Raw genomic sequence first — 25109 nt, forward strand, 5'->3', positions numbered from 1 at the left:
GCCATGCAGACGATTTCGGAAAACAAGTGTTTCGGCGGCATTCAGGGCGTTTACAGCCATGCCTCCGAGGTGTGCGGTTGCGACATGACCTTCGGTCTTTTCCTGCCGGAAGGGGCGGCGGACGAACCCGTGCCGGTGCTCTGGTACCTGTCGGGCCTGACCTGCACCCATGAAAACGCCATGACGAAGGCCGGCGCGCAGGCATGGGCGGCGGAGGCCGGGATCGCGCTGGTCTTCCCGGACACGTCCCCGCGCGGCGAAGCCGTGGCGAACGACGAGGCGTACGATCTCGGCCAAGGCGCGGGGTTCTACGTGAACGCGACACGGGATCCGTGGGCGCTCAACTACCAGATGTGGGACTACGTGGCCGAGGAACTGCCCTCGATCGTCACCGCGAATTTCGCGCTTGACGAAGAGCGCCAGGCAATCACCGGTCATTCGATGGGCGGGCACGGCGCGCTCACGATGGCGATGCGGTTGCCGGGGCGGTTCCGCTCCGTCTCGGCCTTCGCGCCGATCGCGAATCCGAGCCAGTCGGATTGGGGCCGCAAGCAATTCACCGCCTATCTCGGGCCCGACGAGGCGCAGTGGGCGGCCCACGATTCGACCCTCCTGATGCGCCGTCTCGGCTTCGACGGGCCGGTTCTGATCGACCAGGGGTCGAAGGACCAGTTCCTCGACCTCCTCAAGCCCGAGGCACTGGCGCAGGCGATGATGGAGAGGCGGCAGAACGGCCAGGTCCGGATGCAGCCCGGCTACGACCACAGCTATTTCTTCGTCTCGACCTTCATGCCCGACCATATCGGTTTCCACGCGGCAGCGCTGTTCGGATGAGCCTTTACGTCGACGCCGATGCCTGTCCGGTGAAGGAGGAATGCATCCGCGCCGCAGACCGGCTGGGCGTGCGGGTCTTCATGGTCTGCAACGGCGGCATCCGTCCGTCGGCCCATCCGCTGGTCGAGACGGTCTTCGTGACCGAAGGCCCCGACGAGGCCGACAAGTGGATCGCCGAGCGCGCAGGCCCCGGCGATGTGGTGATCACGGGGGACATCCCATTGGCGGCGAAATGCGTGGCCGCCGGAGCGCAGGTTCTGAAACACAATGGCGAGGCGCTGACCGCAGCCAATATCGGCAACGTGCTCGCCACCCGCGACCTGATGGCAGACCTGCGTGCCGCCGACCCTTTCCGGCAGGGTGGCGGCCGAGCGTTCTCCAAACAAGACCGCGCGCGGTTTTCTTCGGCCATCGACCGCGCCTTGCGGACGGCGGAGCGATAGGGTCATGTCGCGGCTGGGACAGACGGGCTGTGCCGGGCAGGGTCGAATGAGACGATGAGCGTGATGGAAGACAGTGATAGCGTGGCCGCGCGGAACCGCCTTGTGGGCATGCTCTGCATTGCAGGCGCAATGGTGCTGTTCTCGGTCAACGACATGGCCATTAAGTTCCTGAGCGGCGGCTATGCCCTTCATCAGGTGATCCTGATCCGGACCCTGATCGCCATGACGCTTCTTCTGACGGTCATCGTTCCGTTTCAGGGCGGGTATGCCGCGCTCCGCACGCAGCGACTGCCGATGCATCTGTTGCGCGGCGCCTTCGTCGTGATCGCCAACATGCTCTTCTTCGTCGCGCTCGCGGCCATGCCCCTGGCGGAGGCGGTGGCGATCTCCTTCGTCAGCCCGTTGCTGATCAGCATCCTCTCCGTCCTCCTGCTCGGCGAAACGGTCGGGCCAAGGCGCTGGGTCGCGATCGCCGTCGGCCTCTTTGGCGTAGTTGTTGTCCTTCGACCGGGGACCGAGGCGTTCCGGATGGCGGCCCTTCTGCCGCTCTTCGGGGCCGGGGCCTATGCGATGCTCCATATCCTGACGCGCAAGATGGGCGGGACCGAACGGGCGACAACCCTGGCATTCTACATCCAGATTACCTTCGTCACCGTCTCGGCATCCATGGGACTGGCCTTCGGCGACGGGCGGTTGTCGGGGACGGGCGACGCCTCGCTCGACTTCCTCCTGCGCTCCTGGATCTGGCCGGCGCGGGAGGATTGGCCGGTCTTCGTCGTACTCGGTCTCGCCAGCGGATTTGGCGCGGTTCTCATCAGCCAGGCCTACCGTTTGTGCGAGGCTGCCCTTGTCGCGCCGTTCGAATATATCGCCATGCCGATGGCCGTCATGTGGGGTGTCGTCGTCTTCGGCGACTGGCCGGACGCGGTCTCCTGGACCGGGATCATGCTGATCGTCGGCGGCGGGCTCTACACGCTCTGGCGCGAGACGCGGACCCGGACGCTGGCGCAGGCGCCTCGGGCCCGGCGCTGATCCGGGGTTTCCTTTCCTGCGCCGCCCGCTAGTGTCGGCCCGAACGATGTGATGAGGACGAGACATGGCGCGGGCGGAGGCTGTGGTCTTCGATATCGGCAATGTGCTGATCGAATGGCAGCCGGAGCGGTTCTACGACCGGATCATGGCGCCTGCCGACCGGCAACGCATGTTCGCCGAGATCGACCTTCACGGCATGAACGAGGCGGTCGACAAGGGCGCCCCGTTCCAAGAGACCGTCTATGCCTTCGCTGCCCGCTACCCGGAGTGGGAGGACAAGATCCGCCTCTGGCACGACAACTGGATCGACATGGCGTCACCCGTCATTCCCCATTCCGTCCGTCTGCTGCGCGCATTGAAAGCGCGCGGGGTGCCGGTCTTCGCGCTGACGAATTTCGGCGACGACACCTATGCGTTCGCCGAGCTGCACTATCCCTTCCTGGGCGAGTTCGACCGCGCCTATATCTCGGGCCGGCTGAAGCTGACAAAGCCGGACCCGGCGATCTATGCCTATCTGGAAGCCGATTGCGGTATCGCGCCCCCGGCCCTGCTTTTCGCGGATGACCGGGCCGAGAACATCGCCGTCGCCGAGGCGCGCGGCTGGCGCACCCATCTTTTCGACGGGCCGGAAGGCTGGGCTGCGCGGCTCGTCGCCGAAGGATTTCTGAATGAGGAGGACGCCCAATGACGATCGAGATCGTGGGACCGGAGGTCGAACCGAAACTCGACTGGATCGCGCTGACCGAGGCGTTGGAAGCGGGCCACCGCCTGCCACGGGCGGAGGTCGCCGATACGCTTCTGCGTCGCGGGGGCGATACGCTCCTGACCCGATCGGCCTGGATCGACGGCATGGGGCTTGCCGTCAAGGCGGCCTCGATCTTCCCCGACAACCCCAGGCACGGCACGGCCGCGATCAACGGCGCGGTGAACCTCTTCTCCGATGCGACCGGAGAGTTGGAAGCGCTCGTCGATTTCACGGTCGTCACCAAGTGGAAGACCGCCGGCGACAGCCTTCTTGCCGCGCGGCGCCTCGCCCGGCAGGACGCGCGCGACATCCTGATCGTCGGCGCCGGCGCCGTGGCGCACTCGATGTTGGAAGCCTATTCCGCCGGCTTTCCCGGGGCCCGCTTCGCCGTCTGGGCGCGCAATCCCGACGCGGCTCGCGCCTTCGCGAAGGAAACCGGTGCCACGGCTGAACCAGACCTCGAGGCCGCCGTGGGCAAGGCAACGATCATCGCTACGACGACGATGGCGACGTCGCCGCTGATCCGGGGGGAGTGGCTGAAGCCGGGCACCCATCTCGACCTCATAGGCGCCTACCGCCCGGACATGCGCGAAACCGACGACGAAACCTTCCGCCGCGCCCGTGTCTTCGTCGACGCCCGCGTGACCACCATCCACCATATAGGCGAACTGATGGAGCCGTTGAAAAGCGGCGCCATCACCGAGGCCGATATCCTTGCCGATTTTTACGACATCGAGGGCGGCGCCTTCGCCCGGCGCTCCGACGACGAGATCACGCTGTCGAAGAACGGCGGCGGCGCGCATCTCGACCTGATGACGGCGCGCTACGTGCTAGATACCGCGCGAAAGGGCTGACCCCCGCATCTTCTTCTGTTTCTAAATACTCTGGGGGTCCGGGGGCGACGCCCCCGGCCTCGCCGCTCCTATGCCGGCAGGGCCTCCAGCGACCGTTCCCGGATCGGCAGATGCACGATGGCCGAGAACGCGCCCACGGCGACACCGATCCACCAGACGGCGGTATAGTCGCCGTATGCGTCGTAGAACCGGCCGCCAAGCCAGACCCCGGTGAAACTGCCGATCTGGTGACTGAGGAACACGATGCCGTAAAGCGTGCCCATGTAACGCAGCCCGTAGATATGGCCGACGAGGCCCGAGGTCAGCGGCACGGTCGCAAGCCAGAGCGATCCCATGCCGATCGAGAACAGGACGACGGTCAGCGGTGTGATCGGGAACAGGATGAAGAGCGCGGCAAAGAGCGTCCGGCCGGTATAGACTGCGGCCAGCACGTATTTCTTCGGAAACCGCTTGCCGAGCCATCCGGCGGTGAGCGTCCCGGCGATGTTGGCCAGACCGATGAGCGAGATCGCAGCGGCACCGAGTGCCGATGTCGACGATATCCCCAAGGCGGCGAGCGGGCCGGCGGGCGAGATCGGTCCGCACATCTCGGTCACCATCGCCGGGAAATGCGCGACCATGAAGCCAAGCTGATACCCGCAGGAGAAAAAGCCCACGAAGATCAGTGTGAAGCTCGGGTCGCGGAGCGCCTGGCGGAGTGCCGCCGCCATGCTGATGTCGTTCGCGGCGTGCGTCCGCCCCGGTGCCCGCATGAAGGGCAGGACCGCGATCACCGACAGGATCGCGGCGGCAAAGATCATGAAGACCGTCTGCCAGCTGAAAAGGCTCAGAAGATATTCCGCCACCGGCGCGCTGAAGACCTGGCCGAGCGACCCCGCCGCCGTCGCTATGCCGAGCGCAAGCGAGCGATTGCTGTCCGATGCCGACCGTCCGACCACCGCCAGGACGACGCCGAAACCCGTTCCGGCGATGCCGAAGCCGACGAGGATCTCCAGCACCTGATGCTGTTCCGGCGTCACGGCCGAGGCGGAGAGGACCAGTCCCGCCGCATAGAAGAGCGCCCCGAGAACGATCGCCTTCCGGTCGCCGAAGCGTTCGGCGATGGCACCGAAGATCGGCGCGCCGATCCCCCAGGCGAGGTTCTGGATGGCGATGGCGAAACTGAATTCGGCGCGCGGCCAGCCAAATTCGCCTGCGACGGGGATCTGGAACACGCCGAAGCTCGACCGGATGGCGTTGCCGACCACGAGGATCAGCAGGCCGGCGATCAGGACCGGGGTGAAAAGCTTGGCGTGGGTGGGCATGATGGCTCCTGTTCGGAGCGCGACATTCGCGCCGCCGAAGGGCCGGGTCAAATCGAGAATTGTGATCGGAACAATTCCGTCCGGCGATCCCGTGCCGCGCGGCGCCCGTCGGGAAACGCGGGAAGGCTGCCCTGACGCTTCGGCGGACAGTGGCGGTCTTCGATCCGCCGCCGTTACCGACGGCCTTTCCCTTATCGAACCGACAGGCTATCGGAAAACCATGACCGAGACCCTGACCGAGATCTACGACCGGATGACGCATGAGGGCGGCCTCAGACAGGATGCGGCGCAGCGCGCCGTCCTGCCTGATCTGCAGCGGGTCCGCGATGCCCTGGAAAAAGCCAACGGCAGGAAGAAGGGCCTCCTGGACGGCTTCTTCGGCAAGGCGCCGGAGCCGGTCAGGGGGCTCTACATCTGGGGCGGCGTCGGGCGCGGCAAGTCGATGCTGATGGACCTTTTCCATGACCATGTCGCGATCGAGGCCAAGCGGAGGGTGCATTTCCACGCCTTCATGCAGGAGGTGCAGGCGGCGCTCCACGCAGCCCGCAAGACCGGCGTGGACGACGCGATCCGCCCGGTGGCCGAAAAGATCGCCGGACAGTTGCGGCTCCTGTCCTTCGACGAGATGCAGATCACCGACATCGCGGACGCGATGATCGTGGGCCGCCTCTTCCAGATGCTCTTCGACAAGGGCGTTACTGTCGTGACGACGTCGAACCGGGTTCCGGACGATCTGTACAAGGACGGCCTCAACCGGCCACTCTTCCTGCCCTTCATCCAGCTTCTGAAGGACCGGATGGAGGTGCGCGAACTCGAAAGCGAGACCGATTACCGACAGCACCGCCTTCAGGGCGCGGAGGTCTTCTTCACCCCTGCGGGTCACGCCGCCCGTGCCGCGATCGAGAAGATCTGGCTCGAACTGACCGGCGGCGGCGGGGACACCGCGCTGCGGCTGATGATCAAGGGCCGCGAGGTGGTTCTGCCGAACTACCATGCCGGCGTCGCCCGCGCCTCGTTCTGGGAGCTTTGCGGCCGTCCGCTCGGTCCCGCCGATTATCTTGCCATCGCCGGCGCCGTCCGCGTGCTGATCCTCGAGGAGATCCCGCATCTGTCGGCGGAGAACTACAACGAGGCGAAGCGCTTCGTCACGCTGATCGACGCGCTTTACGAGGCGAAGGTCCGGCTGATCGCCTCGGCGGCGGACGAGCCGGAACGGCTCTACGTCGAAGGTGCGGGGGCGTTCGAATTCGAACGCACCGCCAGCCGGCTTCGCGAGATGCAAGGCGCGGACTGGGCGCTCGACAGGCTCAATGCGGGCGGCTGAGATTGGTCCGTGGCAACGCCGGACGGGCGGGCTCGATGCCCGGCCGGACGGCATCCCTCTTCGGGACAGGCGACCTCGATCTAGGCCAGGATCTCGCGGGCGCGGGGGATGACCGTCGTGCCGTAAAGCTCGATGGAGCGCATCAGCCTGTCGTGCGGCAGCGGGCCCGACGAATATTTCATCTCGAACCGGGACAGGCCAAGCGCCTTGACGGTCGCGGCGATCTTCCGGGCGACCGTCTCGGGCGATCCGACATAGAGCGAGCCGTAATCGGCCTCGCGGTCGAACTGCGCGCGGGTCGTCGGCGGCCAGCCCCGTTCGCGGCCGATGCGGTCGTGAAGCGCCTTGTAGTGCGGCCAGAGTTGATCGCGGGCTTCCTCGTCGGTGTCGGCGACATGGCCGGGGGAATGGACGCCGATCGGTTGGGGGGCGTTCCCGGTCTCGGCATTGGCGCGCTGGTAGAGATCGACGAAGGGCCGGAACCGGGACGGTGCGCCGCCGATGATGGCGAGCATCATCGGCAGGTCGTAACGAACCGCCCGCATCACCGATTCGGGTGTGCCGCCGACGCCGATCCAGCATGTCATCGGCGCCGCGAGGGTCGGGTAGACGGGCTGGTTCTTCAAAGGGGGCCGGGTGGAGCCCGACCAGCTGACGCGCGGCGCGCGGAGGAGCTTTGTGAAGAGGTCGAGCTTTTCGTTGAAGAGGGTTTCGTAATCGGCGAGGTCGAAGCCGAAAAGCGGGAAGCTCTCGGTGAACGAGCCGCGGCCGAGGATCACCTCGGCGCGCCCCGAAGAGAGGGCGTTCAGCGTTGAAAACCTCTGGAAAACCCGGATCGGATCGTCCGACGAGAGAACAGTCACGGCGGTGCCGAGGCGGATTCGGCGTGTCTTCGCGGCGATGGCGGCAAGCACCGTCTCGGGCGCCGAGATCGCGAAATCGTCGCGGTGGTGCTCTCCAAGGCCGATGAAATCGACCCCGACCTCGTCCGCCAGAACCGCCTGGTCGACGACGTCGCGGATCACCTGGTCCTGCGGCTTGAGCTTGCCGTCCGGGCCGAAGGTCACGTCGCCGAATGTGTCGAGGGCGAATTCGATCTGCATGCTGCGCCTCCCGCTGATGGTCGTGCGGCTGGTCTAGTCCCGGTTCGCTGCCGGGGGAAGGGCGCGCGTCGCTCAGCCGCTGTGCATGTCGAGAGAGGTGGGGCCGGCGGCGGCGGGGTCTACCCCGCAATGCCGGGCGGTCAGCCGTTTTCCTTGAGAACGCCGCCGGCGAGGTAAAGCGAGCCGCAGATCAGGATGCGGGCGCCGGGATCCTTTTCGGCGATCGCGCGCACGGCGGCGAGGACACTCTCGGCGGTGCCGGCGGCGATGCCGGCCTTCGCGGCGGCGGCCTGTGTCTCCTCGGCGCTGAGCGTGTTCGCCTCGCCGGGGATCGACACGGCGGTGAGGCTTTGCGCCCGGGCCGCGACCGGGCGGAGATAACCGGCGATGTCCTTGGTATTGAGCATGCCGAGGATGAGGTGGGTGGGCTTTTGCGGCATCCGCGCGAGGGTAGCGGCGACAGCCAGGCCGCCCGCCGGGTTGTGGCCGCCATCGAGCCAAAGCTCGCACGTGCCGGCGGCGTCCACGAGGGGGCCGTGTGCGAGCCGCTGCATCCGTGCTGGCCAATGGGCTTTCGTCACCGCCGCCTCGCAGGCGGCCCCGGACGCGCCGAGATGGCGGAGCGCGGCGAGCGCTGCGCCGGCATTGTCGATCTGGTGAGGGCCGGGTAGGTTCGGCAGCGGCAGGTCGAGAAGGCCATTCTCGTCCTGGAAGATCAGCCGCCCACGCTCTTCGAACGCGTGCCAGTGCTGGCCGTGGACGAGAAGCGGTGCGCCAAGCTTCGCGGCTTTTGCCTCGATCACATCGAGCGTGGCCTCTTCCTGCGGGCCGACCACGCAAGGAACGCCACGCTTGAGGATGCCGGCCTTTTCGCCGGCGATCTCGGGCAAGGTCTCGCCGAGGTACTGCTGATGGTCGACCGAGACCGGGGTGATGATCGTCAGGCGCGGCGCGTCGACGACATTCGTGGCGTCAAGCCGCCCGCCGAGGCCAACCTCGAGCAGCGTCCAGTCGGCCTCGGTGCGGGCGAAGGCGAGGAGGGCGGCGCAGGTGGTGATCTCGAAATAGGTGATCGGGATCCCGCCGTTCGCCGTTTCGCATTCCTCCAGGATGTCCGTGAGGTGATCTTCGGAAATCAGCTCCCCGGCTAGGCGGATGCGTTCGTGGAAACGGGCGAGATGGGGCGAGGTATAGGCGTGGACCTTGTCGCCCGCCGCTTCGAGCCCGGCACGGATCATCGCCTGGGTCGAGCCCTTGCCGTTGGTCCCGGCGATGTGGATCACCGGCGGCAGGTCGCGTTCGGGGTGGCCGAGCGCGTCGAGGAGCCGCCAGACCCGGTCGAGCGTGAGGTCGATGATTTTCGGATGCAATGACATCATCCGGGCGAGGATCAGGTCGGAACCGTCGGACATCGTGGCCTCGTGGCGCTGGTCCCGGGCGCGCGGCCGGGGGCTGTATGCCCCCCGGCACCCCCCGAGGATATTTGGGGCAAGATGAAGGGATTACTTGGCTTCGGTCTTGGCCGGTTCGGCCTTGGCCTCGGGCTTCGGCAGATCACCCTTCACGGCGGGCGACTGCCGGGTGAGCATGCGCAGGATCGTCGTCAGCTCTTCCTTGAGCTTCTTGCGGTGGGTGACGCGGTCGAGCATGCCGTGGTCGAGGAGATACTCGGAGCGCTGGAACCCTTCTGGCAGCTTCTCGCGGATCGTCTGTTCGATCACGCGCGCGCCGGCGAAGCCGATGAGGGCGTTGGGTTCGGCGATCTGCACGTCGCCGAGCATCGCGTAGGAGGCGGTGACGCCGCCGGTCGTCGGGTGGGTGAGGACGACGATGTAGGGCAGGCCCGCGTCGCGCACCATCTCGACCGCGATCGTGGTGCGCGGCATCTGCATGAGGCCGAGGATCCCTTCCTGCATTCGGGCGCCGCCGGCGGCGGAGAAGAGCACGAAGGGCCGCTTCAGCTTCACCGCGCGTTCGGCGCCGGCGATGATCGCGTTGCCGACATACATCGACATCGACCCGCCCATGAACGAGAAGTCCTGCGAGGCGGCCACGATGGGTGTGCGGCCGATCTCGCCCTCGGCGACGAGCATCGCCTCTTTCTCTCCGGTGGATTTCTGCGCGGCCTTCAGCCGGTCGGGATATTTCTTCTGGTCACGGAAATGCAGCGGGTCGGCGATCGGCTCGGGCACCTTCACCTCGGTGAAGACGCCGCCGTCGAAAAGCGCCGCGAACCGGTCGCGCGGACTGATCGCGAGGTGGTGGTCGCAATTGGTGCAGACGTTGAGGTTGTCGGCAAGTTCGCGGTGAAACAGCATCGTCCCGCATTCGGGGCATTTCGACCACAGATTCTCGGGCACCTCGCGCCGCGAGAAGAGCGAGTTGATCGTCGGCCGGACGTAGTTGGTGATCCAGTTCATTGTCTCTCGAACCTTCCGTCGGGGCGGTGAGGGCCGCCGGTGTGGCCCTCCAGATAAGCCGGGGCGGCGCGAAATGCAATCAGACCCGCAGGACGAGTCGGGCGAGAAGCCAGGAGGTGATCATAGCGGCGAAATCGACCGCGAGGGCGGGGAGGACGGCACTTGGATCGGCAAGATCGATCGACATCGTCCAGAGTGCGAGCCCGTCGAGGTTGTTCTCGAGCCCGACGAAGAGGAGGGCGGCGATGTTGTTGGCGAAGTGAAGGCCGAGGGCCGCGCCGAGGTTGCCGGTACGGGCCGTGAGGTCGGCGGCAAGCACACCGAAGACGGCTGCCCAGAGTGCGACGGCCCAGGCGCTGGTCCCGAATTCGTCGGGCAGGTAGTGTCCGAACGCGAAGAGCGCCGATGGAAGGCCGATCCAGATCAGCGGGCTTTTGAACCGGGCGGCGAGTTGCTGTTGCAGGTAGCCGCGAAAGACCAGTTCTTCCGCGCCGGTCTGGATCAGGATGCCGGGGAGCGCGAAGGGCAGATAGGACAGGAAGTCGGCGAAGCCGAGCCCCGGATGCGCGGACTCGGAGCCGAGCGCGAAGGGCAGAAGGATCCCGTTCAGGGCGAGGACCGGTCCCAGGACGCGGGTGAAATCCGCAAGCGCCCGGCTGAGGGACGGGCCGAAAAGCGTCCCCGCCGCGCGCCCGTGCAAGAGGCGCACCGCGACCATCGGCCCGAGGGCGAGGCCGAGGAAGGTCCATAGCAGCATCAGCATGCCGCCCGGCGTGTCGCCCCGCGCCATGCGCTGCATCAGCGCCCCGGTGATGAGGCGGCCGTAGGTTTCCGTCAGGTAGATCCCGAGAAAGACGATCGGGCCGAGATAGACCGCGAGAATGATCGCGGCGCCGGGGAACAGCCGCCAGAATTCGCGGCGCCGGCGGGCCGGGGCGATGTAGGCGTCATGGGGGGCGTAAGCGTCGGGCATGGTGGCGCGACGCTAGCCTCCGGCGCGGACGGGGGCAATGCGCTCCGGCGCGGGCGGCAGGCATGTGCCGGCTTTGCCCGAATGTCGCCCGACCGGGCGCTTGTGTCCCGCGCGAGGCTCGCCTATTGCAGAGCGAACCGAGTGAGGGGAGGCAAGCCCATGAAGAACCGCCAGTTCGACAAGTCGAAACTGCCCAGCCGCCATGTGACCGAGGGCCCCGCGCGCGCGCCGCACCGGTCCTATTTCTACGCGATGGGAATCTCCGAGGCCGAGATCCACCAGCCCTGGGTCGGCGTCGCCACCTGCTGGAACGAGGCGGCGCCGTGCAACATCGCGCTCAACCGTCAGGCGCAGGCGGTGAAGATGGGCGTGAAGGCGGGCGGCGGCACGCCGCGGGAATTCACCACGATCACCGTCACCGACGGGATCGCGATGGGACATGAGGGCATGCGCTCCTCGCTCGCCTCGCGGGATGCGATCGCCGATACGGTCGAACTGACGATGCGCGGCCATTGCTACGACGCGCTGGTGGGGCTCGCGGGCTGTGACAAGTCGCTGCCGGGGATGATGATGGCGATGGTGCGGCTCAATGTGCCGTCGGTTTTCATCTATGGCGGCTCGATCCTGCCGGGCAAGCTGAATGGCAAGGATGTCGTCGTTCAGGACGTGTTCGAGGCGGTCGGCAAGCATCAGGCGGGCCAGATGTCGGATGCCGAACTGGATATCCTGGAGCGTGTAGCCTGCCCGAGCGCGGGCGCCTGTGGCGGCCAATATACCGCCAACACCATGGCTTGCGTTTCAGAAGCCATCGGTCTTGCCCTGCCGAACTCCTCCGGCGCGCCGGCGCCTTACGAAAGCCGCGACCAGTATGGTGAGGCCTCGGGCGTTGCGGTGATGAACCTGATCGAGAAGAACATCCGCGCCCGCGATATCGTGACGCGGAAGTCGCTGGAGAATGCGGCGCGGGTTGTGGCCTGCACCGGCGGGTCGACGAATGGCGGCCTGCACCTGCCCGCCATCGCGCACGAGGCAGGGATCGACTTCGATCTCTTCGACGTCTGCGACATCTTCCGCGACACGCCGTATTTCGTGAACCTGCGTCCCGGCGGCGACTATGTCGCCAAGGATCTTTACGAGGCGGGCGGCGTTCCGGTCGTGATGCGCGAGCTGCGCAAGGCCGGGCTGGTTCATGAGGATTGCATCACCGCGACCGGCCGCACCATGGGCGAGGAACTCGACCTCGTCGACCGCGCCGTCGACGGCAAGGTGATCTATCCGGTCGAGACGCCGATCTCCAAGACCGGCGGCGTTGTCGGGCTGAAGGGCAACCTCGCCCCCGACGGGGCCATCGTGAAGGTTGCCGGCATGAGCGCCGAGGAGCAGGTCTTCAAGGGTCCGGCACGGGTCTTCGAATGCGAGGAGGATGCGTTCGAGGCGGTGAAGGCACGCCAGTACAAGGAAGGCGAGGTCATCGTCATCCGCAACGAGGGCCCCGCAGGCGGGCCGGGCATGCGCGAGATGCTGGCGACCACCGCCGCGCTGTCCGGTCAGGGCATGGGCAAGAAGGTGGCGCTGATCACCGACGGCCGGTTCTCGGGCGCCACCCGCGGCTTCTGTGTCGGCCATGTCGGCCCCGAGGCCGCGCATGGCGGCCCGATCGCCCTTCTGAGGAACGGCGACATGATCACGCTCAACGCCGTCACGGGGGAGCTTTCGGTGACGCTTTCCGATGAGGAACTGGCGCAGCGGAAGTCGGAATGGAAAGGCCCGCGCGCGACCGAATACGCGACCGGCGCGCTCTGGAAATATGCCCAGCTCGTGGGTGGCGCGCGGCAGGGCGCGGTGACCCATCCGGGCGGCAAAGCGGAGCGGCATGTCTACATGGATCAGTAAGGCCGGGCTGGTCGCTTCCGTCTGTCTCGCGCTCGGAGCCTGTGTTCCGGGCGCGCCCCTTCTCTCCGGCGGTACGGCGACGCGGGCGATTGCGGTCTCTGGCGGTGCCGTGGTCGTCACGGGTCCGCAAGGCTACTGCATCGACAGAAGCGCGGTCCGTGACCGGCCGGACGCCGCCTTCGTTCTCTTCGGCACCTGCGCCGCACTTTCGGGCTCCGCCTCGGCGGGCCAGCCGGCGCGGCCTGCGTTGCTGACCGCCGCGGTCCTGCCGAATGCGCCCGAAGCGCCGGCTTTGGCGGCGTCCTTTCCCGTCCTCGCGGCATTCTTCCGGTCGGCGCCCGGCCGCGCGGCCCTGAGCCGGTCGGGCAAGGGCGAGGCGGTCGAGGTGCTTGACGTCACGTCGAAGGATGATGTGCTGTTCCTTCACGTGAAGGACAGTTCGGCGGCCACCGGACCGGCGGTCGACGCCGATTACTGGCGCGCGGTCCTGGCGTTGCGCGGGCGGATGGTGACGCTATCGGCGCTGGGCCTGAAGGACCGGCCGTTGTCCTCGTCTGAAAAACGGCGCGTTCTCGAGGCGCTGGTCGCGCAGATGCGGGCGGCGAATGCTGGCCCTGGCCCGGCCGGATAACGCGCGGGCGTTTCCGCCGACCGCCGGCCTTGCGCGCGGCTGGAAAGGAAACGATAAGAATTTACTGTTTCCCTGAGCCGAATAATCGGCAAGAGCGGCGGTTCGATGGGTGAAAAGCTCGACAAGGTTCTCGGCCGGCTGACGTTCCGGCGCGCGTTGACGCGGTGGAAGCGCGCGGCGGACGCGGCAGGAACGGCCGATCTGTCGAACGTGCGAACCCTGCGCGGTCAGGCGCGCCAGATCCGGCGCCAGATCGACCGGTTCCTCCACGTCGCCGACGGGCGACTGGCGCGTCCAGCCGTCGGATCCAGCGCGATCCGCAAGCCACCGATGTCCGACTGGGCCTGGCGCCCCGAAATCTGGTGCGGCCCGATCAGCCCGTCCGGTATCGCCGGGGTGGAGAACCGGGCGATTTTCGGCAGCGAGACGACTGTCTTCCACGATTGCGGGACGCGCGAGTTGACGCTCCGGCAGGTCCGCAACGGACGCGCGACCGATCTCGCACCTTACGGGCTTCGGATGGATGTGTTCCGGTTCGACGGATCGTTCCTTTCGCTGGTGATCGACCTGCCGGATGACGCGGTCCGGGGACTGCGCCTGACCCATATCATCCGGCTGGACGCGGCGGTCGAGACGGAAAGGCCGCTGGAAATCTTTGCCCGCCTCAACATCAAGCACGGACCAAACAGCGAACAGATCGTCCGCGAACTGCCCCTCGGCAGCGACGAGGTCATGGTGGAATTCGACCTTGCCTATACAAGGATGAACGAGAAGCGGGTGGAACGGGCGTGGATCGACCTGATCTTTGAAGGGCCGGATATGAACCAGATCGTGTTGCGCGACGTAACGATGAGCCGCCGGCCGCGGGCGGAAATCTGAGGGGGTGAAGATGGCGGAAGCGCTGTTGTCTGGGGCAAGGATATGGGCCGGACGGTGGGAGGCGGAGCTTGCCGCGCCGGGGGAGGCCGCGCCCGCAGTCGAGGTCTGGCATCTCGAACGGCAACTGGAGAATGTCAGCGTCACCGGCGCGGGTGCCTCGCGCTGGTCCGTCTCGGTGCCGATTCCCGCAGAACTTCTGTCGGACGGGGTGCAGACCTTCCTCGTCCGCGACGGTGCCACAGGTGGCGCACTGGGTCATTTCACGATCGTCACGGGGGAGCCGCTTGAGGACGATATCCGCGCCGAGGTCGACCTGCTCAGGGCCGAACTCGACATGCTGAAGAAGGCGTTCCGCTTCCATTGCGCCGCAACGTCCGGGCAGTAGGGCGGACGCGATATTTCAAGCGCGGCTGGCCAGGTGCATCGGGGGCGATGCATTTCGATGGGGCCGGGACTTCACCAGAATTCGTGCCTGCGTATTGACCTGACGCAGCGTTTGAAGTGACCCGGCCCGCGTTCTGCGCCATCGTCCGGCAACGTCAGGAGACCGCCCATGCCGCCATATCCGCACCTGCTCGCCCCTCTCGACCTCGGCCACATCGTGCTGCCGAACCGGGTCCTGATGGGGTCCATGCATACCAACCTCGAAGAGACGAAGGACTGGAACCGGGTGGCCGAGTTCTACGCGACCCGCGCGCGGGGCGGGGTCGGACTTATGGTCACCGGAGGGATGGCGCCGAACCGGGAGGGCGGGGTGTTTCCCGGCGCGGCCGGCCTCTTCACCCCCGCCGACATCGCCAATCACCGGATCGTCACCGATCGCGTCCACGACGCGGGCGGTCGCATCGCGATGCAGATCCTGCATGCCGGGCGCTACGCCTATGGGCCGGACTGCGTCGCCCCCTCGGCGATCAAGTCGCCGATCTCGCCTTTCCCGCCGAAAGAACTGGACGAGGCGGGGATCGAAAAGCAGATCGCCGACATTGCCACCGCCGCCGCGCGGGCGCGCGAGGCGGGCTATGATGGTGTGGAGGTGATGGGATCGGAGGGATATTTCCTCAACGAGTTTCTCGTCACCCATACCAACAAACGGACGGATCGCTGGGGCGGCACGACGGAAAATCGCATGCGGTTGCCGATCGAAGTCGTCAAAAGGGTTCGTCAAGCGGTGGGGGAGGAGTTCATCCTCATCTACCGTATCTCGCTCATTGACCTCGTGCCGGACGGTCAGAGTTGGGACGAGGTCGTAACGCTCGCGAAGGCGGTCGAAGGGGCCGGCGCGTCGATCCTGAACACCGGAATCGGCTGGCATGAGGCGCGGATTCCGACCATTGCGACATCCGTTCCGCGCCGGGCCTTTGCATGGGTGACGAAGAAGTTGATGGGGCAGGTGTCGATCCCGATCATCACCTCGAACCGCATCAATTCGCCCGATGTCGCCGAGGCGGTTCTGGCCGAAGGCTGTGCCGACATGGTCTCGATGGCGCGGCCGTTTCTTGCCGATCCGGACTTCGTGGCGAAGGCCGCAGCGGGCCGGGCTGCGGAGATCGCGCCATGCATCGCCTGCAATCAGGCCTGTCTCGATCACACCTTCGCCGGCAAGATCTCCTCTTGCCTCGTCAATCCGCGCGCCTGCTTCGAGACGGAATTCACGCTCGACCCGGTCACAACGGCGAAGCGCGTGGCGGTTGCGGGCGCCGGACCTGCCGGCCTGTCCGCGGCGCTCGCCCTCGACGGGCGCGGACACCGGGTGACGCTCTTTGAAAAGGCCGACGTGCTCGGCGGCCAACTCAATCTCGCGCGGCAGGTGCCGGGCAAGGAGGAGTTCCACGGTCTCGTCCACTGGTTCGAGACGATGGTCGCGAAAAGCGGGATCGAGGTGCGGCTTGGCGCCGAAGCGACGGCGGACATGCTTTCGAGCTATGACGAGGTCATCGTCGCGACCGGCGTGCGCCCGCGCGATCCCGGGATTCCGGGGCAGGGCGGGGCGAATGTGCTGTCCTACATCGACGTCCTGAAAGGCGCTGAGGCCGGGTCGCGCGTGGCGGTCGTCGGCGCCGGCGGCATCGGCTTCGACGTCGCCGAGTTCCTGACGCAGGCGGGCGAAAGCCCGACGATTCATCTCGGCGACTGGCTGGCCGAATGGGGCGTCGCCGACCCCGAGGCCGCGCGCGGCGGGCTGGTCGCGCCGCAACCCGAAGCGCCGGCGCGGCAGGTGGTACTGTTGCAGCGCAAGCCCGAGAAACCGGGCCGGAAACTCGGCAGGACGACCGGCTGGATTCACCGCGCGACGCTTCAGGCCAAGGGCGTGACTATGCTGGGCGGCATGAATTACGAGCGGATCGACAGCGAGGGCCTCCATGTCTCGACCGGCCCCGACCGCACCGATCCGCGGCTGATTCCGGCCGATACGGTCGTGCTTTGTGCCGGGCAGGAAAGTGAGCGGAACCTCGCCGATGCCCTCATCGCGAAAGGGGTCGTGACCCATGTCATTGGCGGGGCCGATCTGGCCGCCGAACTCGACGCGAAACGCGCGATCGACCAGGGAACACGGCTCGCCGCCTCGATCTGAGCCGGTTTGTTAAGACATCGGCTCCGATCGGCGGATTCTTGCCACTTTGGTTCCCGACAATACCCCAGTCTTGTCTGCCAAGCTCCGCAATATTGCCCGAATTGACCGCGATACCAGAACACGGCGGGCAATGTATTTGACGGGTGCACAATGGATAGACTTACAGAGATGGAGGCCTTCGCCACCGTCGTAGACCAGGGGGGGTTTACGGACGCGGCCAAGAAGATGGGGATTTCGAAATCCGCGGTCTCCAAACACGTATCATCGCTGGAGGCGCGTCTGGGGGCGCGGCTCCTCAACCGGACGACGCGCCGGGTTTCTCCTACCGAGATCGGACTGGCTTATTATGATCGCGCCCGCCGCGTGCTCAATGATGCCGGAGAGGCCGACGCGCTTGTGACGTCGATGCAATCGGCGCCTTCAGGACTTCTCCGAATCTCGGTCGCGACGGATTTCGGGGTGAATCTGCTGTCGCCGATTCTCGGGGATTTCCTTCTGGAATATCCCGACATCACCGTGAACATGGTGCTGAACAACCGCTATGTGGAGCTGATCTCGGAAGGTTTCGACATGGCGATCCGGGTCGGTGAGCTCGAGGATTCGACGCTCCGCGCGCGCAAGCTGACCGATACTGCCAAGCGCATGGTCGGCTCTCCCGCCTATTTCCAGAAATACGGCCGACCGATGAAGATCGACGACCTGAACGAGCACAAGCTCCTGCATTACTCCAACCAGGCTGCCGGGAACGTCTGGAAAATCACCGCCCCCTCGGGTGAGAAACGTCAGGTCCGCACTGCCGGCTGGCTGACGGTCAACGACGGCCAGTCGCTTCTGAACGCCGCGATCTCGGGCCTTGGGATCGCCTACCTGCCGTCCTTCCTCTATGCCGACGCGATGAAGCAGGGTCTGGTCGAGGAAGCGATCCCCGATCTGCCGGTCGAGACGCTTGGCATCTACGCGGTCTATCCGCCGGGCCGCTTTACGCAGCCCAAGGTTCGCGCCTTCATCGACTTCCTGGCCCAATCCTTTGCCGAAAAAGGGCCGGATCAGTGGTGATCTGAATTCGGGTGTGAAGAGCTAGGCCGCTTGTGTGGCTATCGGGTCGAGGTGATCATCGCCTCGACCCTTCTGTTTTGGGTCCGCCCCTCAGGCGTGAGGTTCGATGCGAGCGGGCTGAGAAAGCCGATGCCGTCCGCCGAAAGCTGTGCCGGGTCGATCCCGTAGACGCTGACGAGCCGGTTCAGAACCGATTTCGCGCGCTGCCGCGACAGGGCGACATTGGCCGAGAGAGAGCCTTCGGCATCGGTGTGGCCGACAAGGGCAATGGTCTTGTCCGGATTCGCCCTGAGGAAATCCGCCAGGGCCGCAAGCGAGTTGAAGCGCCCGTCGCCAAGCTCGGTCGCGCCCGTCGCGAAGCTCAGATCGCCGAGGACGACCTTGCCGCGCGCCAGAAGCTGGTCGCCGAGCGCGTCGGCCGTGGGCGTCGTCTCACGCGGGCTGAAGCTCGCCGCGGCGATCGGCAGCGCGGTGGAAAGGGCGGGGCCCACTCGGGTCATCTGCACATAGCCGCTGTCGGCCGACCGGCTGACGAGAAGGCTGACATAGTCCTTGGCGTCTCCGTTCGGACGCGCGGCCGAGAGGAAGCGGAAGTCGCCGAGGTCGACATGCATGTCCGGTTCCGGCAGGCAGGGCGTTGCGAAGCGGAAGTCGAAGCCGCCGCATTCGTCGGTATCGCATTCAAAGAGAACGTCGAACCCCTCGCGCGCGAGCTGGTCGCGCAGGGTCGAAAGAAGGCCCATCGTGGTGACGCTGTCGTCACGGACCCGCCAAGCGGTCTGGGTGACCTCTCCCTCGGTCTTCACCGTCTCGATCCTGCCGTTGACCCAGGGGCCGACCGGCAGGGCGTAGCTGCCCATCGCGCTCCGGTCCTCGGCGGTCCGTGCCGAAGACGGCGGCAATGACAGCGTCGGCGCGGCATGTGCGGCGGGGGCGACGAGGAGGAGGGCGAGGAAGAGGCGCTTCATCTATGCGCCCCGTGATAGTCGGGGTTCGGCTCCATCCCGGTCGCAGACGCGATGCGGTTGGTCATGTTGAAGAACCCGGTCACGGAGGCGATGTCCCAGATGTCACGGTCCGAGAAGCCGGCGTCGCGGAGCGCCTGGCGATCCGCTTCCTCGACTTTCGAGGACGACAGGGTCAGCTTTTCGGCAAACTCCAGCATCGCGCGCTGTTTCGCTGACAGGGGTGCCACGCGCCAGTTCATCACCAGCGCCTCGCCGAGGACCGGATCGCCGGAAAGCTCCCTGACGGCTGCGCCGTGGGCGACCTGACAGTACCAGCAGCGGTTGAGCGAGGAGACGCAGACCGCGATCATTTCGCGTTCGAGCTTCGTCAGCCCGCTCTCGGCCAGCATGAGGTTGTTGTAGATCCCGGTGAAGGCGTTCAGCTTGTCGATGTCGAAGGCATAGGCCTTGAGGACATTCGGGACGAGGCCGAGCTTTTCATTGCACACATCAAAATACTTCCGGGTCGCATCCGGAAGCGGCTTGACCATTGGCAGATCAAGGGCGGTGGGGCTGTGGCCGTCGTCTTTCAACTGCTCCCCTTGCCTCTCGGGGCTTATTTTGAGCGGTAGTGATAGTGTCCCACAATCCGCATTCCAAGGGAAGCATAGAGCGCGTTGGCGGGCTGATTCGCCGCAGTCACGAGGACAGAAAACCGCGTCATTCCCTGATCTTGCGCCCAAAGCGCGGCTCTTCGCATCATCTTGACGGCGGAACCTTGCCGACGCTGATCGGGAACGATGTGGAGCGCGTGCAACATCGCCGTATCGCCGTGGCAGGCGACGAAAGCGGCGCCCGAGGCGCGGTCGTTCACCCGGCCGAGGAACGCGGTCTTCGGACCCGTCACCCGATCCATCACCGCGACCCGTTCCGGGCCGATTCCGCCTTCCGCCCAGATGTCGCGCATGATCGCGAGAGGAGGCCAGATCGCAAAACCTGTCATGCCCGATACGGGCGCGGCCGCGACCGTCGTGATGGCGCCTTCGTAAACGTTGACCGGATCCTTGGTCCGGTACCCCCGTGCCGCGAGTGCCGTGTCGAGCGCCCCTTCCCCGTCGCGGATCATGAAGAGCGGCGGCTGCCCGAGTTCAGCCTGCTTCGCCTCGGCAGCGTCGATATCGGCCTCGCTCCAGCGCCCCTCTGCGGTCGCGGCCGAGACGCGCTGGCCGCCGCACCGGCCTTCGCGGATGATGAAGGCGCCAACCCTGTGGCGTGCGGCAGCGGGCCAGGTGGCCTCGGACACGGCGAAGAGGTCGGTCATCCGCATTCCGCCGGGAAAAGCGCGGCGAGCCGCGAGATCGCGGTGTCAACCCGGCCGGGATCGGTGCCCCGGATGACGATGTTCGACCCGTAGGCGCCATTCTGGATGAACGGGTAAGAGCCGAAGCTGAGATCGGCGAATTCGCTGGCCAGCGCCGAGAGCCGTTCGGCGATCTCGCCCTCGCCGCGCTCGATCCGGAGCGTCTGGCTGAGCAGCGGCTCGCCCCCGGTGAGGCGCGGCAGGAGCGAGGCGACCATCGCCTGAAAGATGCTCGGGACGCCGGCCAGGACGTGGACGTTTTCGAGGCTGAAACCGGGGGCGGCGGAGATCGGGTTTTCGATCAGCGTCGCGCCCTCGGGGATGCGCGCCATCCGTTGACGCGCGGCGTTGAACTCCAGCCCGGAGCGGTCGTAATGCGCGGCAAGAATGGCGCGGGCATCGTCGCGGACATGAAGCGCCATCCCGAAGGCGGCGGCGATGGCGTCCGCAGTGATGTCGTCATGCGTCGGGCCGATGCCGCCGGAGGTGAAGAGATGGGTGTAGGCGGCGCGAAGCGCGTTCACCGCCGTCACGATGGCGGCGTGGTCGTCGGACACCACGCGCACCTCTTTCAGGTCGATGCCGATCCGCGTCAACTCGCCCGCGAGGTAGTGCATGTTGGCGTCGCGGGTGCGGCCGGACAGGATCTCGTCCCCGATAATCAGGATGGCGGCTTTTGGGTTCGGCATGGCTCGGATCCTCCGCAACTGGAAAGGGTATAGGGCGCGGTCGGGCGCGGCGGAAGCCCCCGGCTCTGGCCAAAGCGCGTTTCCTTGACTATCTAGTCGGATCATGAAGCGGAAGGAGCAGCCGGTGGATGACCCGCGCGGCCGTCTGACGAAGGACGGGATCAGGATATACGAGCCTGGCGATTTCGCCGGGATGCACGCGGCAGGGCGCCTGGCGGCGGAGATCCTCGACGATGTTGCGGCCCTTGTCGAACCGGGCGTGACGACCGAGGCGCTGGATCGTTTCATCGAGGATCGCGTGACCGCGGCGGGTGCGAAGTCGGCGACGATCGGCTATCGCGGCTATCAGCATGCCTCGTGCATTTCGGTCAACCACGTCGTCTGCCACGGCATTCCGGGGCCGAAGCTTTTGAAGGACGGCGATATCCTAAATATCGACGTGACGGTGATCGTCGACGGCTGGTACGGCGACACGAGCCGGATGTATGTCGCCGGGTCGATGAGCCGCAAGGCCGAGCGGCTGATCGAGGTCACGCATGACGCGCTGATGAAGGGGATCGAGGCGGTCCGCCCCGGCAATACGTTCGGCGACATCGGCTACGCCATCCAGAGCTATGTCGAGGCGCAGCGGATGAGCGTGGTGCGCGATTTCTGCGGGCATGGGCTTGGACGGGTGTTCCACGCGCCGCCGAACGTACTCCATTACGGTCGCGCCGGCAGCGGTCCGCGGCTGGAAGAGGGCATGTTCTTCACGATCGAACCGATGGTGAATCTCGGCCGGCCCGAGACCAAGGTTCTGGCCGACGACTGGACCGCGGTGACGCGGGACAAGTCGCTTTCCGCGCAGTTCGAGCATTCGGTGGGCGTGACGGCGGACGGTTGCGAGATCTTCACCCTGTCGCCTGCGGGACGTTTCTACCCGACGCAGTGATCGGATCGCTGACGCGATCCGACCCGCCGGGGGCTTTGCCCCCGGACACCCAGAGTATTTGGGAACAGAAGATGTCTTGACGGGTTCTCGTTCGAACTCTGACGCTTGAGATCCGGATATGAACTCGAACCGCCTTAAAGACCGAGAAGGGTCGGAAGCTCGTCCATGTGGCGGAAGGGCCGGGCGCCGACGGCTGTCAGGCGGGCGACGTCGCCAGAGGGCGCATAGCCGTAGCACCTCATGCCGGCGGCTTGTGCCGCGCGGGCGCCGGTGGGGCTGTCTTCCACGACGACGCAGGATTCAGGGGCGGCGCCAAGCGCCTTCGCGGCGTGAAGGTAGAGGTCCGGCGCCGGTTTCGGCCGATCCACGTCGTGGCGCGAGAAGATGCGGCCGACGAAGCGTGCATGGATCTCGGGGTGCTGACCGAGGGTGACCGCCATCTTGGCATGCGGCCCGTTGGAGCCGACGGCATAGGGAATACCGGCGCCGTCGAGAGCGTCGAGAAGGGCCGGAACGCCGGGAATGAGCGGCGTGCCTTCGGCGAGGACGACAAATAGCTCGGCATAGATGTCGTCGACCCATGTCTCGGGCAGGGTTGCACCCATCCGCCGCGCCTCCTCCCCCAGGCCGGCAATGGTGCCGCCGAGAAACATCGTCCCGATCTCATGAACCGGCAGAGTCAGCCCGTGGCGCGCGAGGTTGGCGGCGATGACGCGATCGGTGATCGGCTCGCTGTCGACGAGAACCCCGTCGCAGTCGAAAAGAACGGCAGCCGGTGTCATGCGGGGGCCTTCAGTATCGTGATGATCGTGTCGCCATAGCGACGCTGGTCGAGCGGTGCAAATCCCGCGGGCGGAGGCGGGATCGTACTCTCCTCCCACACGATCAGCGCATTCGAGGCGAGCCAGCCGCCTTCCAAGAGCGAGGCGAGCGCGGCTTCGCCGAGGCCCTTGCCATAGGGCGGGTCGAGGAAGACGAGGTCGTAGCCCGGGCCCCGGTTCGGCCCCATCCTGGTCGCGTCGCGGCGCCAGACATCGGTCACGCCCATCGCCTGCATCTTCTCGATATTCTGTCGAAGAAGGGCCCGCGCGGCGGTGCCGTCATCGACGAAGGCCACGCGCGCGGCACCGCGGCTCAGCGCTTCGAGGCCGAGCGCACCGGTTCCGGCGAAAAGGTCGAGGACACGGGCGCCTTCAACCGGATTACCGTAGGGGCCATTCATCAGAATATTGAAGATCGCCTCGCGCACACGGTCGGAGGTGGGGCGCAGATGCGCGGCGGCGTCGCCTGCGCCGACCTCGGCGAGCTTAAGCCCGCGTCTGGCGCCGCCGATGATCCTCATGCCTTCAGGAGCGGCTTGAGATCGGCAGAGGCGTCGGCAACCACCGCCGGGTCGGGGGATTTCCCCATCTCGATCAGGCGCTTGCCGATCATGTAGGCGCGGGCATCGTTCATCGCGTCGATCGCCAGGAGCGTGTCGCCCCGGTAGTACCAGAAGCTGACCACATCGCCGTCGCCCTTCCGGGTCACGATCCGGTCGTAGCCGGTGTTCAGCCCGGCGATCTGGAGCTTCACGTCATACTGGTCGGACCAGAACCACGGTTTCGCCTCGTATCGCGTGTCGGCACCGAGGATGTTGACTGCCACGATCTCGGCCTGGTCGATGGCGTTGCCGACGCTTTCGAGCCGTATGCGCCCGCCGGCATGGGGAAACGACGCGCAATCGCCGGCGGCCCAGACATGGGGGGCGGAGGTGCGTCCGAAGGCGTCGGTGCGGATACCGTTTTCAAGCGCGATCCCTGCGGCTTCGGCGAGTTCGGCATTGGGCTGGATACCGATCCCGACAATAACGAGGTCGGCGGCAAGATCGGTGCCGTCAGCAAGAATCGCCGCGCTGACGTTGCCGTCCTTGCCGACAAGCCGGTCGAGACCGATGCCTTCGCGGACCGTCACGCCATGCGCGGTGTGCAACTTTCGAAAATAGTCCGAGGTTTCGGGCGCGGCGACGCGTTGCAGAATGCGCGGCGCGGCCTCGATCAATGTCACGTCGAGGCCGAGTTTCGCCGCGACCGCCGCCGCCTCCAGCCCGATATAGCCGCCGCCCACGATCAGCGCGCGGGCGCCCGCGCGGAACTCCGGCGCCATGCGGTCGACATCGGCAAGTGTCCGCACGGTGAACACCCGCCCGAGATCGCCGCCGATCGCCGCCGGCAGGCGGCGGGGGCGCGAGCCGGTGGTCAGAGCGAGATCGTCGAACGCGATGATCTCGCCGTCCTCCAGCGTGACCGTCCTCGCGGCCGTATCGATCGCCTCGACCCGCGCGCCGAGGCGAAGCGTGACCGACTGCTCCTCCCAGAAAGACGGTGCGCGCAGGTAAAGGCGCTCCAACTCCATCTCGCCCAGAAGGTATGCCTTGGAAAGCGGCGGGCGCTGATAGGGCGGGACCGGCTCCTCGCCGATCATTGTGATCGGGCCGGTATGGCCAAGCGACCTGAGCTTCGCGGCCAACGCGGCCCCGGCCTGCCCCGCGCCGACGATGACGATCCCGCGCATCCGCATTCTCCCTCTGGCCGACACCCGCCCGGACCCTATATCGTGGGGTCAGGAAAACGCAACGCGAGAGGACCGAGAAATGACACTTTCGAAAGGCGGCAAACTGCCGGAAGCGAGCTTCGTCACGATGGGGGCGAACGGCCCCGAAACGGTGCAACTGTCCGAACGACTGAAGGGACGCAAGGTCGTGGTCTTCGGGCTTCCCGGCGCCTTTACCGGTCCCTGTTCGACGATCCACGTGCCGAGTTTCATTCGCACGGCCGGGGACTTCCGCAAGAAAGGCATCGAAGAGATCCTCTGCATCTCCGTTAACGATCCCTTCGTCCTGAAAGCCTGGGGCGAGGCGACCGGCGCGACGGGCGCCGGGATCACCTTCCTCGGGGATGCCGATGGCAGTTTCACCAAGGCGCTCGGCATGGCGTTCACCGCGCCGCATCTGGGCCTGATCGGCCGGTCGAACCGCTATGCGCTGGTTCTCGACGACGGCGTGATCACCGCGGCGAGCATCGACAAGCCGGGCGAGTGCAATATCTCGACAGGTGAGCATCTTCTGGCGGAGATCTGAC

At 66.3% G+C, this 25109-nt stretch carries 26 protein-coding genes; 14 read left to right on the plus strand and 12 right to left on the minus strand.

Features of this window, described 5'->3' with window-relative positions; translation table 11 throughout:
* Positions 1–3 precede the first annotated feature (3 nt).
* From fghA to V5734_RS04660, 5 genes are all read left to right on the plus strand, one after another.
* The gene (gene fghA / locus V5734_RS04640) at positions 4–834 is read left to right on the plus strand and encodes an S-formylglutathione hydrolase (RefSeq protein WP_347312343.1); all 831 of its coding nucleotides are present in this window, start codon (positions 4–6) and stop codon (positions 832–834) included.
* The gene (locus tag V5734_RS04645; protein WP_347312344.1) at positions 831–1277 is read left to right on the plus strand and encodes a YaiI/YqxD family protein; all 447 of its coding nucleotides are present in this window, start codon (positions 831–833) and stop codon (positions 1275–1277) included. Before fghA ends, V5734_RS04645 begins: the two co-directional genes overlap by 4 nt.
* A 54-nt stretch (positions 1278–1331) precedes the next feature.
* Positions 1332–2309, plus strand: a complete 978-nt coding sequence (locus V5734_RS04650) for a DMT family transporter (protein WP_347312345.1) — start codon at positions 1332–1334, stop codon at positions 2307–2309.
* Between the two features lie 64 nt (positions 2310–2373).
* Positions 2374–2997: an HAD family hydrolase gene (locus V5734_RS04655; RefSeq protein ID WP_347312346.1), complete on the plus strand. Its 624-nt coding sequence runs from the start codon at positions 2374–2376 to the stop codon at positions 2995–2997.
* Entirely contained in the window at positions 2994–3908 is a 915-nt protein-coding gene (locus tag V5734_RS04660; protein WP_347312347.1) for an ornithine cyclodeaminase family protein, read from the plus strand. Before V5734_RS04655 ends, V5734_RS04660 begins: the two co-directional genes overlap by 4 nt.
* A 68-nt stretch (positions 3909–3976) precedes the next feature.
* On the opposite strand, the gene V5734_RS04665 is transcribed toward V5734_RS04660, so the two are convergent.
* Positions 3977–5212: an MFS transporter gene (locus V5734_RS04665; RefSeq protein WP_347312348.1), complete on the minus strand. Its 1236-nt coding sequence runs from the start codon at positions 5210–5212 to the stop codon at positions 3977–3979.
* 220 nt (positions 5213–5432) lie between these two features.
* Here V5734_RS04665 and zapE point away from each other — a divergent pair, with 220 nt between their 5' ends.
* Positions 5433–6536: a cell division protein ZapE gene (gene zapE, locus V5734_RS04670; protein ID WP_347312349.1), complete on the plus strand. Its 1104-nt coding sequence runs from the start codon at positions 5433–5435 to the stop codon at positions 6534–6536.
* Positions 6537–6616: 80 nt separating this feature from the next.
* Here zapE and V5734_RS04675 read toward each other — a convergent pair whose 3' ends face one another.
* From V5734_RS04675 to V5734_RS04690, 4 genes are all read right to left on the minus strand, one after another.
* Positions 6617–7639: an LLM class flavin-dependent oxidoreductase gene (locus V5734_RS04675; protein WP_347312350.1), complete on the minus strand. Its 1023-nt coding sequence runs from the start codon at positions 7637–7639 to the stop codon at positions 6617–6619.
* Positions 7640–7779: 140 nt separating this feature from the next.
* A complete protein-coding gene (locus V5734_RS04680) occupies positions 7780–9051 on the minus strand; it encodes a bifunctional folylpolyglutamate synthase/dihydrofolate synthase (RefSeq protein ID WP_347312351.1) in 1272 nt (423 codons plus the stop codon).
* A 90-nt stretch (positions 9052–9141) separates the two neighbouring features.
* Entirely contained in the window at positions 9142–10059 is a 918-nt protein-coding gene (gene accD / locus V5734_RS04685; RefSeq protein WP_347312352.1) for an acetyl-CoA carboxylase, carboxyltransferase subunit beta, read from the minus strand.
* Between the two features lie 79 nt (positions 10060–10138).
* A complete protein-coding gene (locus V5734_RS04690) occupies positions 10139–11032 on the minus strand; it encodes a CPBP family intramembrane glutamic endopeptidase (RefSeq protein WP_347312353.1) in 894 nt (297 codons plus the stop codon).
* Between the two features lie 159 nt (positions 11033–11191).
* On the opposite strand from V5734_RS04690, the gene ilvD reads away from it, so the two are divergent.
* From ilvD to V5734_RS04720, 6 genes are all read left to right on the plus strand, one after another.
* Complete coding sequence (gene ilvD, locus V5734_RS04695) at positions 11192–12925, plus strand: dihydroxy-acid dehydratase (protein ID WP_347312354.1); 1734 nt, start codon at positions 11192–11194, stop codon at positions 12923–12925.
* Positions 12906–13556 carry a hypothetical protein gene (locus tag V5734_RS04700; RefSeq protein WP_347312355.1) on the plus strand — a complete coding sequence of 217 codons (651 nt, stop codon included), beginning with the start codon at positions 12906–12908 and terminating at the stop codon, positions 13554–13556. The genes ilvD and V5734_RS04700 overlap by 20 nt, the downstream gene beginning before the upstream one ends.
* A gap of 105 nt (positions 13557–13661) precedes the next feature.
* Positions 13662–14435 carry a DUF6478 family protein gene (locus V5734_RS04705; RefSeq protein WP_347312356.1) on the plus strand — a complete coding sequence of 258 codons (774 nt, stop codon included), beginning with the start codon at positions 13662–13664 and terminating at the stop codon, positions 14433–14435.
* Positions 14436–14445: 10 nt separating this feature from the next.
* Complete coding sequence (locus tag V5734_RS04710; RefSeq protein ID WP_347312357.1) at positions 14446–14820, plus strand: hypothetical protein; 375 nt, start codon at positions 14446–14448, stop codon at positions 14818–14820.
* Between the two features lie 168 nt (positions 14821–14988).
* Positions 14989–17007: an NADPH-dependent 2,4-dienoyl-CoA reductase gene (locus V5734_RS04715; RefSeq protein ID WP_347312358.1), complete on the plus strand. Its 2019-nt coding sequence runs from the start codon at positions 14989–14991 to the stop codon at positions 17005–17007.
* A 150-nt stretch (positions 17008–17157) separates the two neighbouring features.
* The gene (locus V5734_RS04720) at positions 17158–18063 is read left to right on the plus strand and encodes a LysR family transcriptional regulator (protein WP_347312359.1); all 906 of its coding nucleotides are present in this window, start codon (positions 17158–17160) and stop codon (positions 18061–18063) included.
* 38 nt (positions 18064–18101) lie between these two features.
* Here V5734_RS04720 and V5734_RS04725 read toward each other — a convergent pair whose 3' ends face one another.
* The 4 genes from V5734_RS04725 to V5734_RS04740 form a co-directional block, all read right to left on the minus strand.
* Complete coding sequence (locus tag V5734_RS04725; RefSeq protein WP_347312360.1) at positions 18102–19031, minus strand: OmpA family protein; 930 nt, start codon at positions 19029–19031, stop codon at positions 18102–18104.
* Complete coding sequence (locus tag V5734_RS04730) at positions 19028–19561, minus strand: peroxidase-related enzyme (protein ID WP_347313573.1); 534 nt, start codon at positions 19559–19561, stop codon at positions 19028–19030. The genes V5734_RS04725 and V5734_RS04730 overlap by 4 nt, the downstream gene beginning before the upstream one ends.
* A gap of 65 nt (positions 19562–19626) precedes the next feature.
* On the minus strand, positions 19627–20337 hold the full coding sequence (locus V5734_RS04735; RefSeq protein ID WP_347312361.1) for a GNAT family N-acetyltransferase: 711 nt from the start codon (positions 20335–20337) through the stop codon (positions 19627–19629).
* Positions 20328–21059, minus strand: coding sequence for a competence/damage-inducible protein A (locus tag V5734_RS04740; protein WP_347312362.1), 732 nt, complete (start codon positions 21057–21059; stop codon positions 20328–20330). The genes V5734_RS04735 and V5734_RS04740 overlap by 10 nt, the downstream gene beginning before the upstream one ends.
* A 103-nt stretch (positions 21060–21162) precedes the next feature.
* Here V5734_RS04740 and map point away from each other — a divergent pair, with 103 nt between their 5' ends.
* Positions 21163–21990, plus strand: coding sequence for a type I methionyl aminopeptidase (gene map, locus V5734_RS04745; RefSeq protein ID WP_347312363.1), 828 nt, complete (start codon positions 21163–21165; stop codon positions 21988–21990).
* Between the two features lie 134 nt (positions 21991–22124).
* Here the strand turns inward: map and V5734_RS04750 are convergent, their stop codons facing one another.
* The 3 genes from V5734_RS04750 to V5734_RS04760 are packed head-to-tail and all read right to left on the minus strand — an operon-like array spanning position 22125 to position 24543.
* Positions 22125–22772, minus strand: coding sequence for an HAD family hydrolase (locus V5734_RS04750; protein ID WP_347312364.1), 648 nt, complete (start codon positions 22770–22772; stop codon positions 22125–22127).
* Complete coding sequence (rsmD, locus tag V5734_RS04755) at positions 22769–23332, minus strand: 16S rRNA (guanine(966)-N(2))-methyltransferase RsmD (RefSeq protein WP_347312365.1); 564 nt, start codon at positions 23330–23332, stop codon at positions 22769–22771. The genes V5734_RS04750 and rsmD overlap by 4 nt, the downstream gene beginning before the upstream one ends.
* Complete coding sequence (locus V5734_RS04760; RefSeq protein ID WP_347312366.1) at positions 23329–24543, minus strand: NAD(P)/FAD-dependent oxidoreductase; 1215 nt, start codon at positions 24541–24543, stop codon at positions 23329–23331. The genes rsmD and V5734_RS04760 overlap by 4 nt, the downstream gene beginning before the upstream one ends.
* Before the next feature lie 79 nt (positions 24544–24622).
* Here V5734_RS04760 and V5734_RS04765 point away from each other — a divergent pair, with 79 nt between their 5' ends.
* The gene (locus V5734_RS04765; RefSeq protein WP_347312367.1) at positions 24623–25108 is read left to right on the plus strand and encodes a peroxiredoxin; all 486 of its coding nucleotides are present in this window, start codon (positions 24623–24625) and stop codon (positions 25106–25108) included.
* Position 25109: the final 1 nt, after the last annotated feature.

This window comes from Defluviimonas sp. SAOS-178_SWC, assembly GCF_039830135.1.
Taxonomy (GTDB): domain Bacteria; phylum Pseudomonadota; class Alphaproteobacteria; order Rhodobacterales; family Rhodobacteraceae; genus Albidovulum.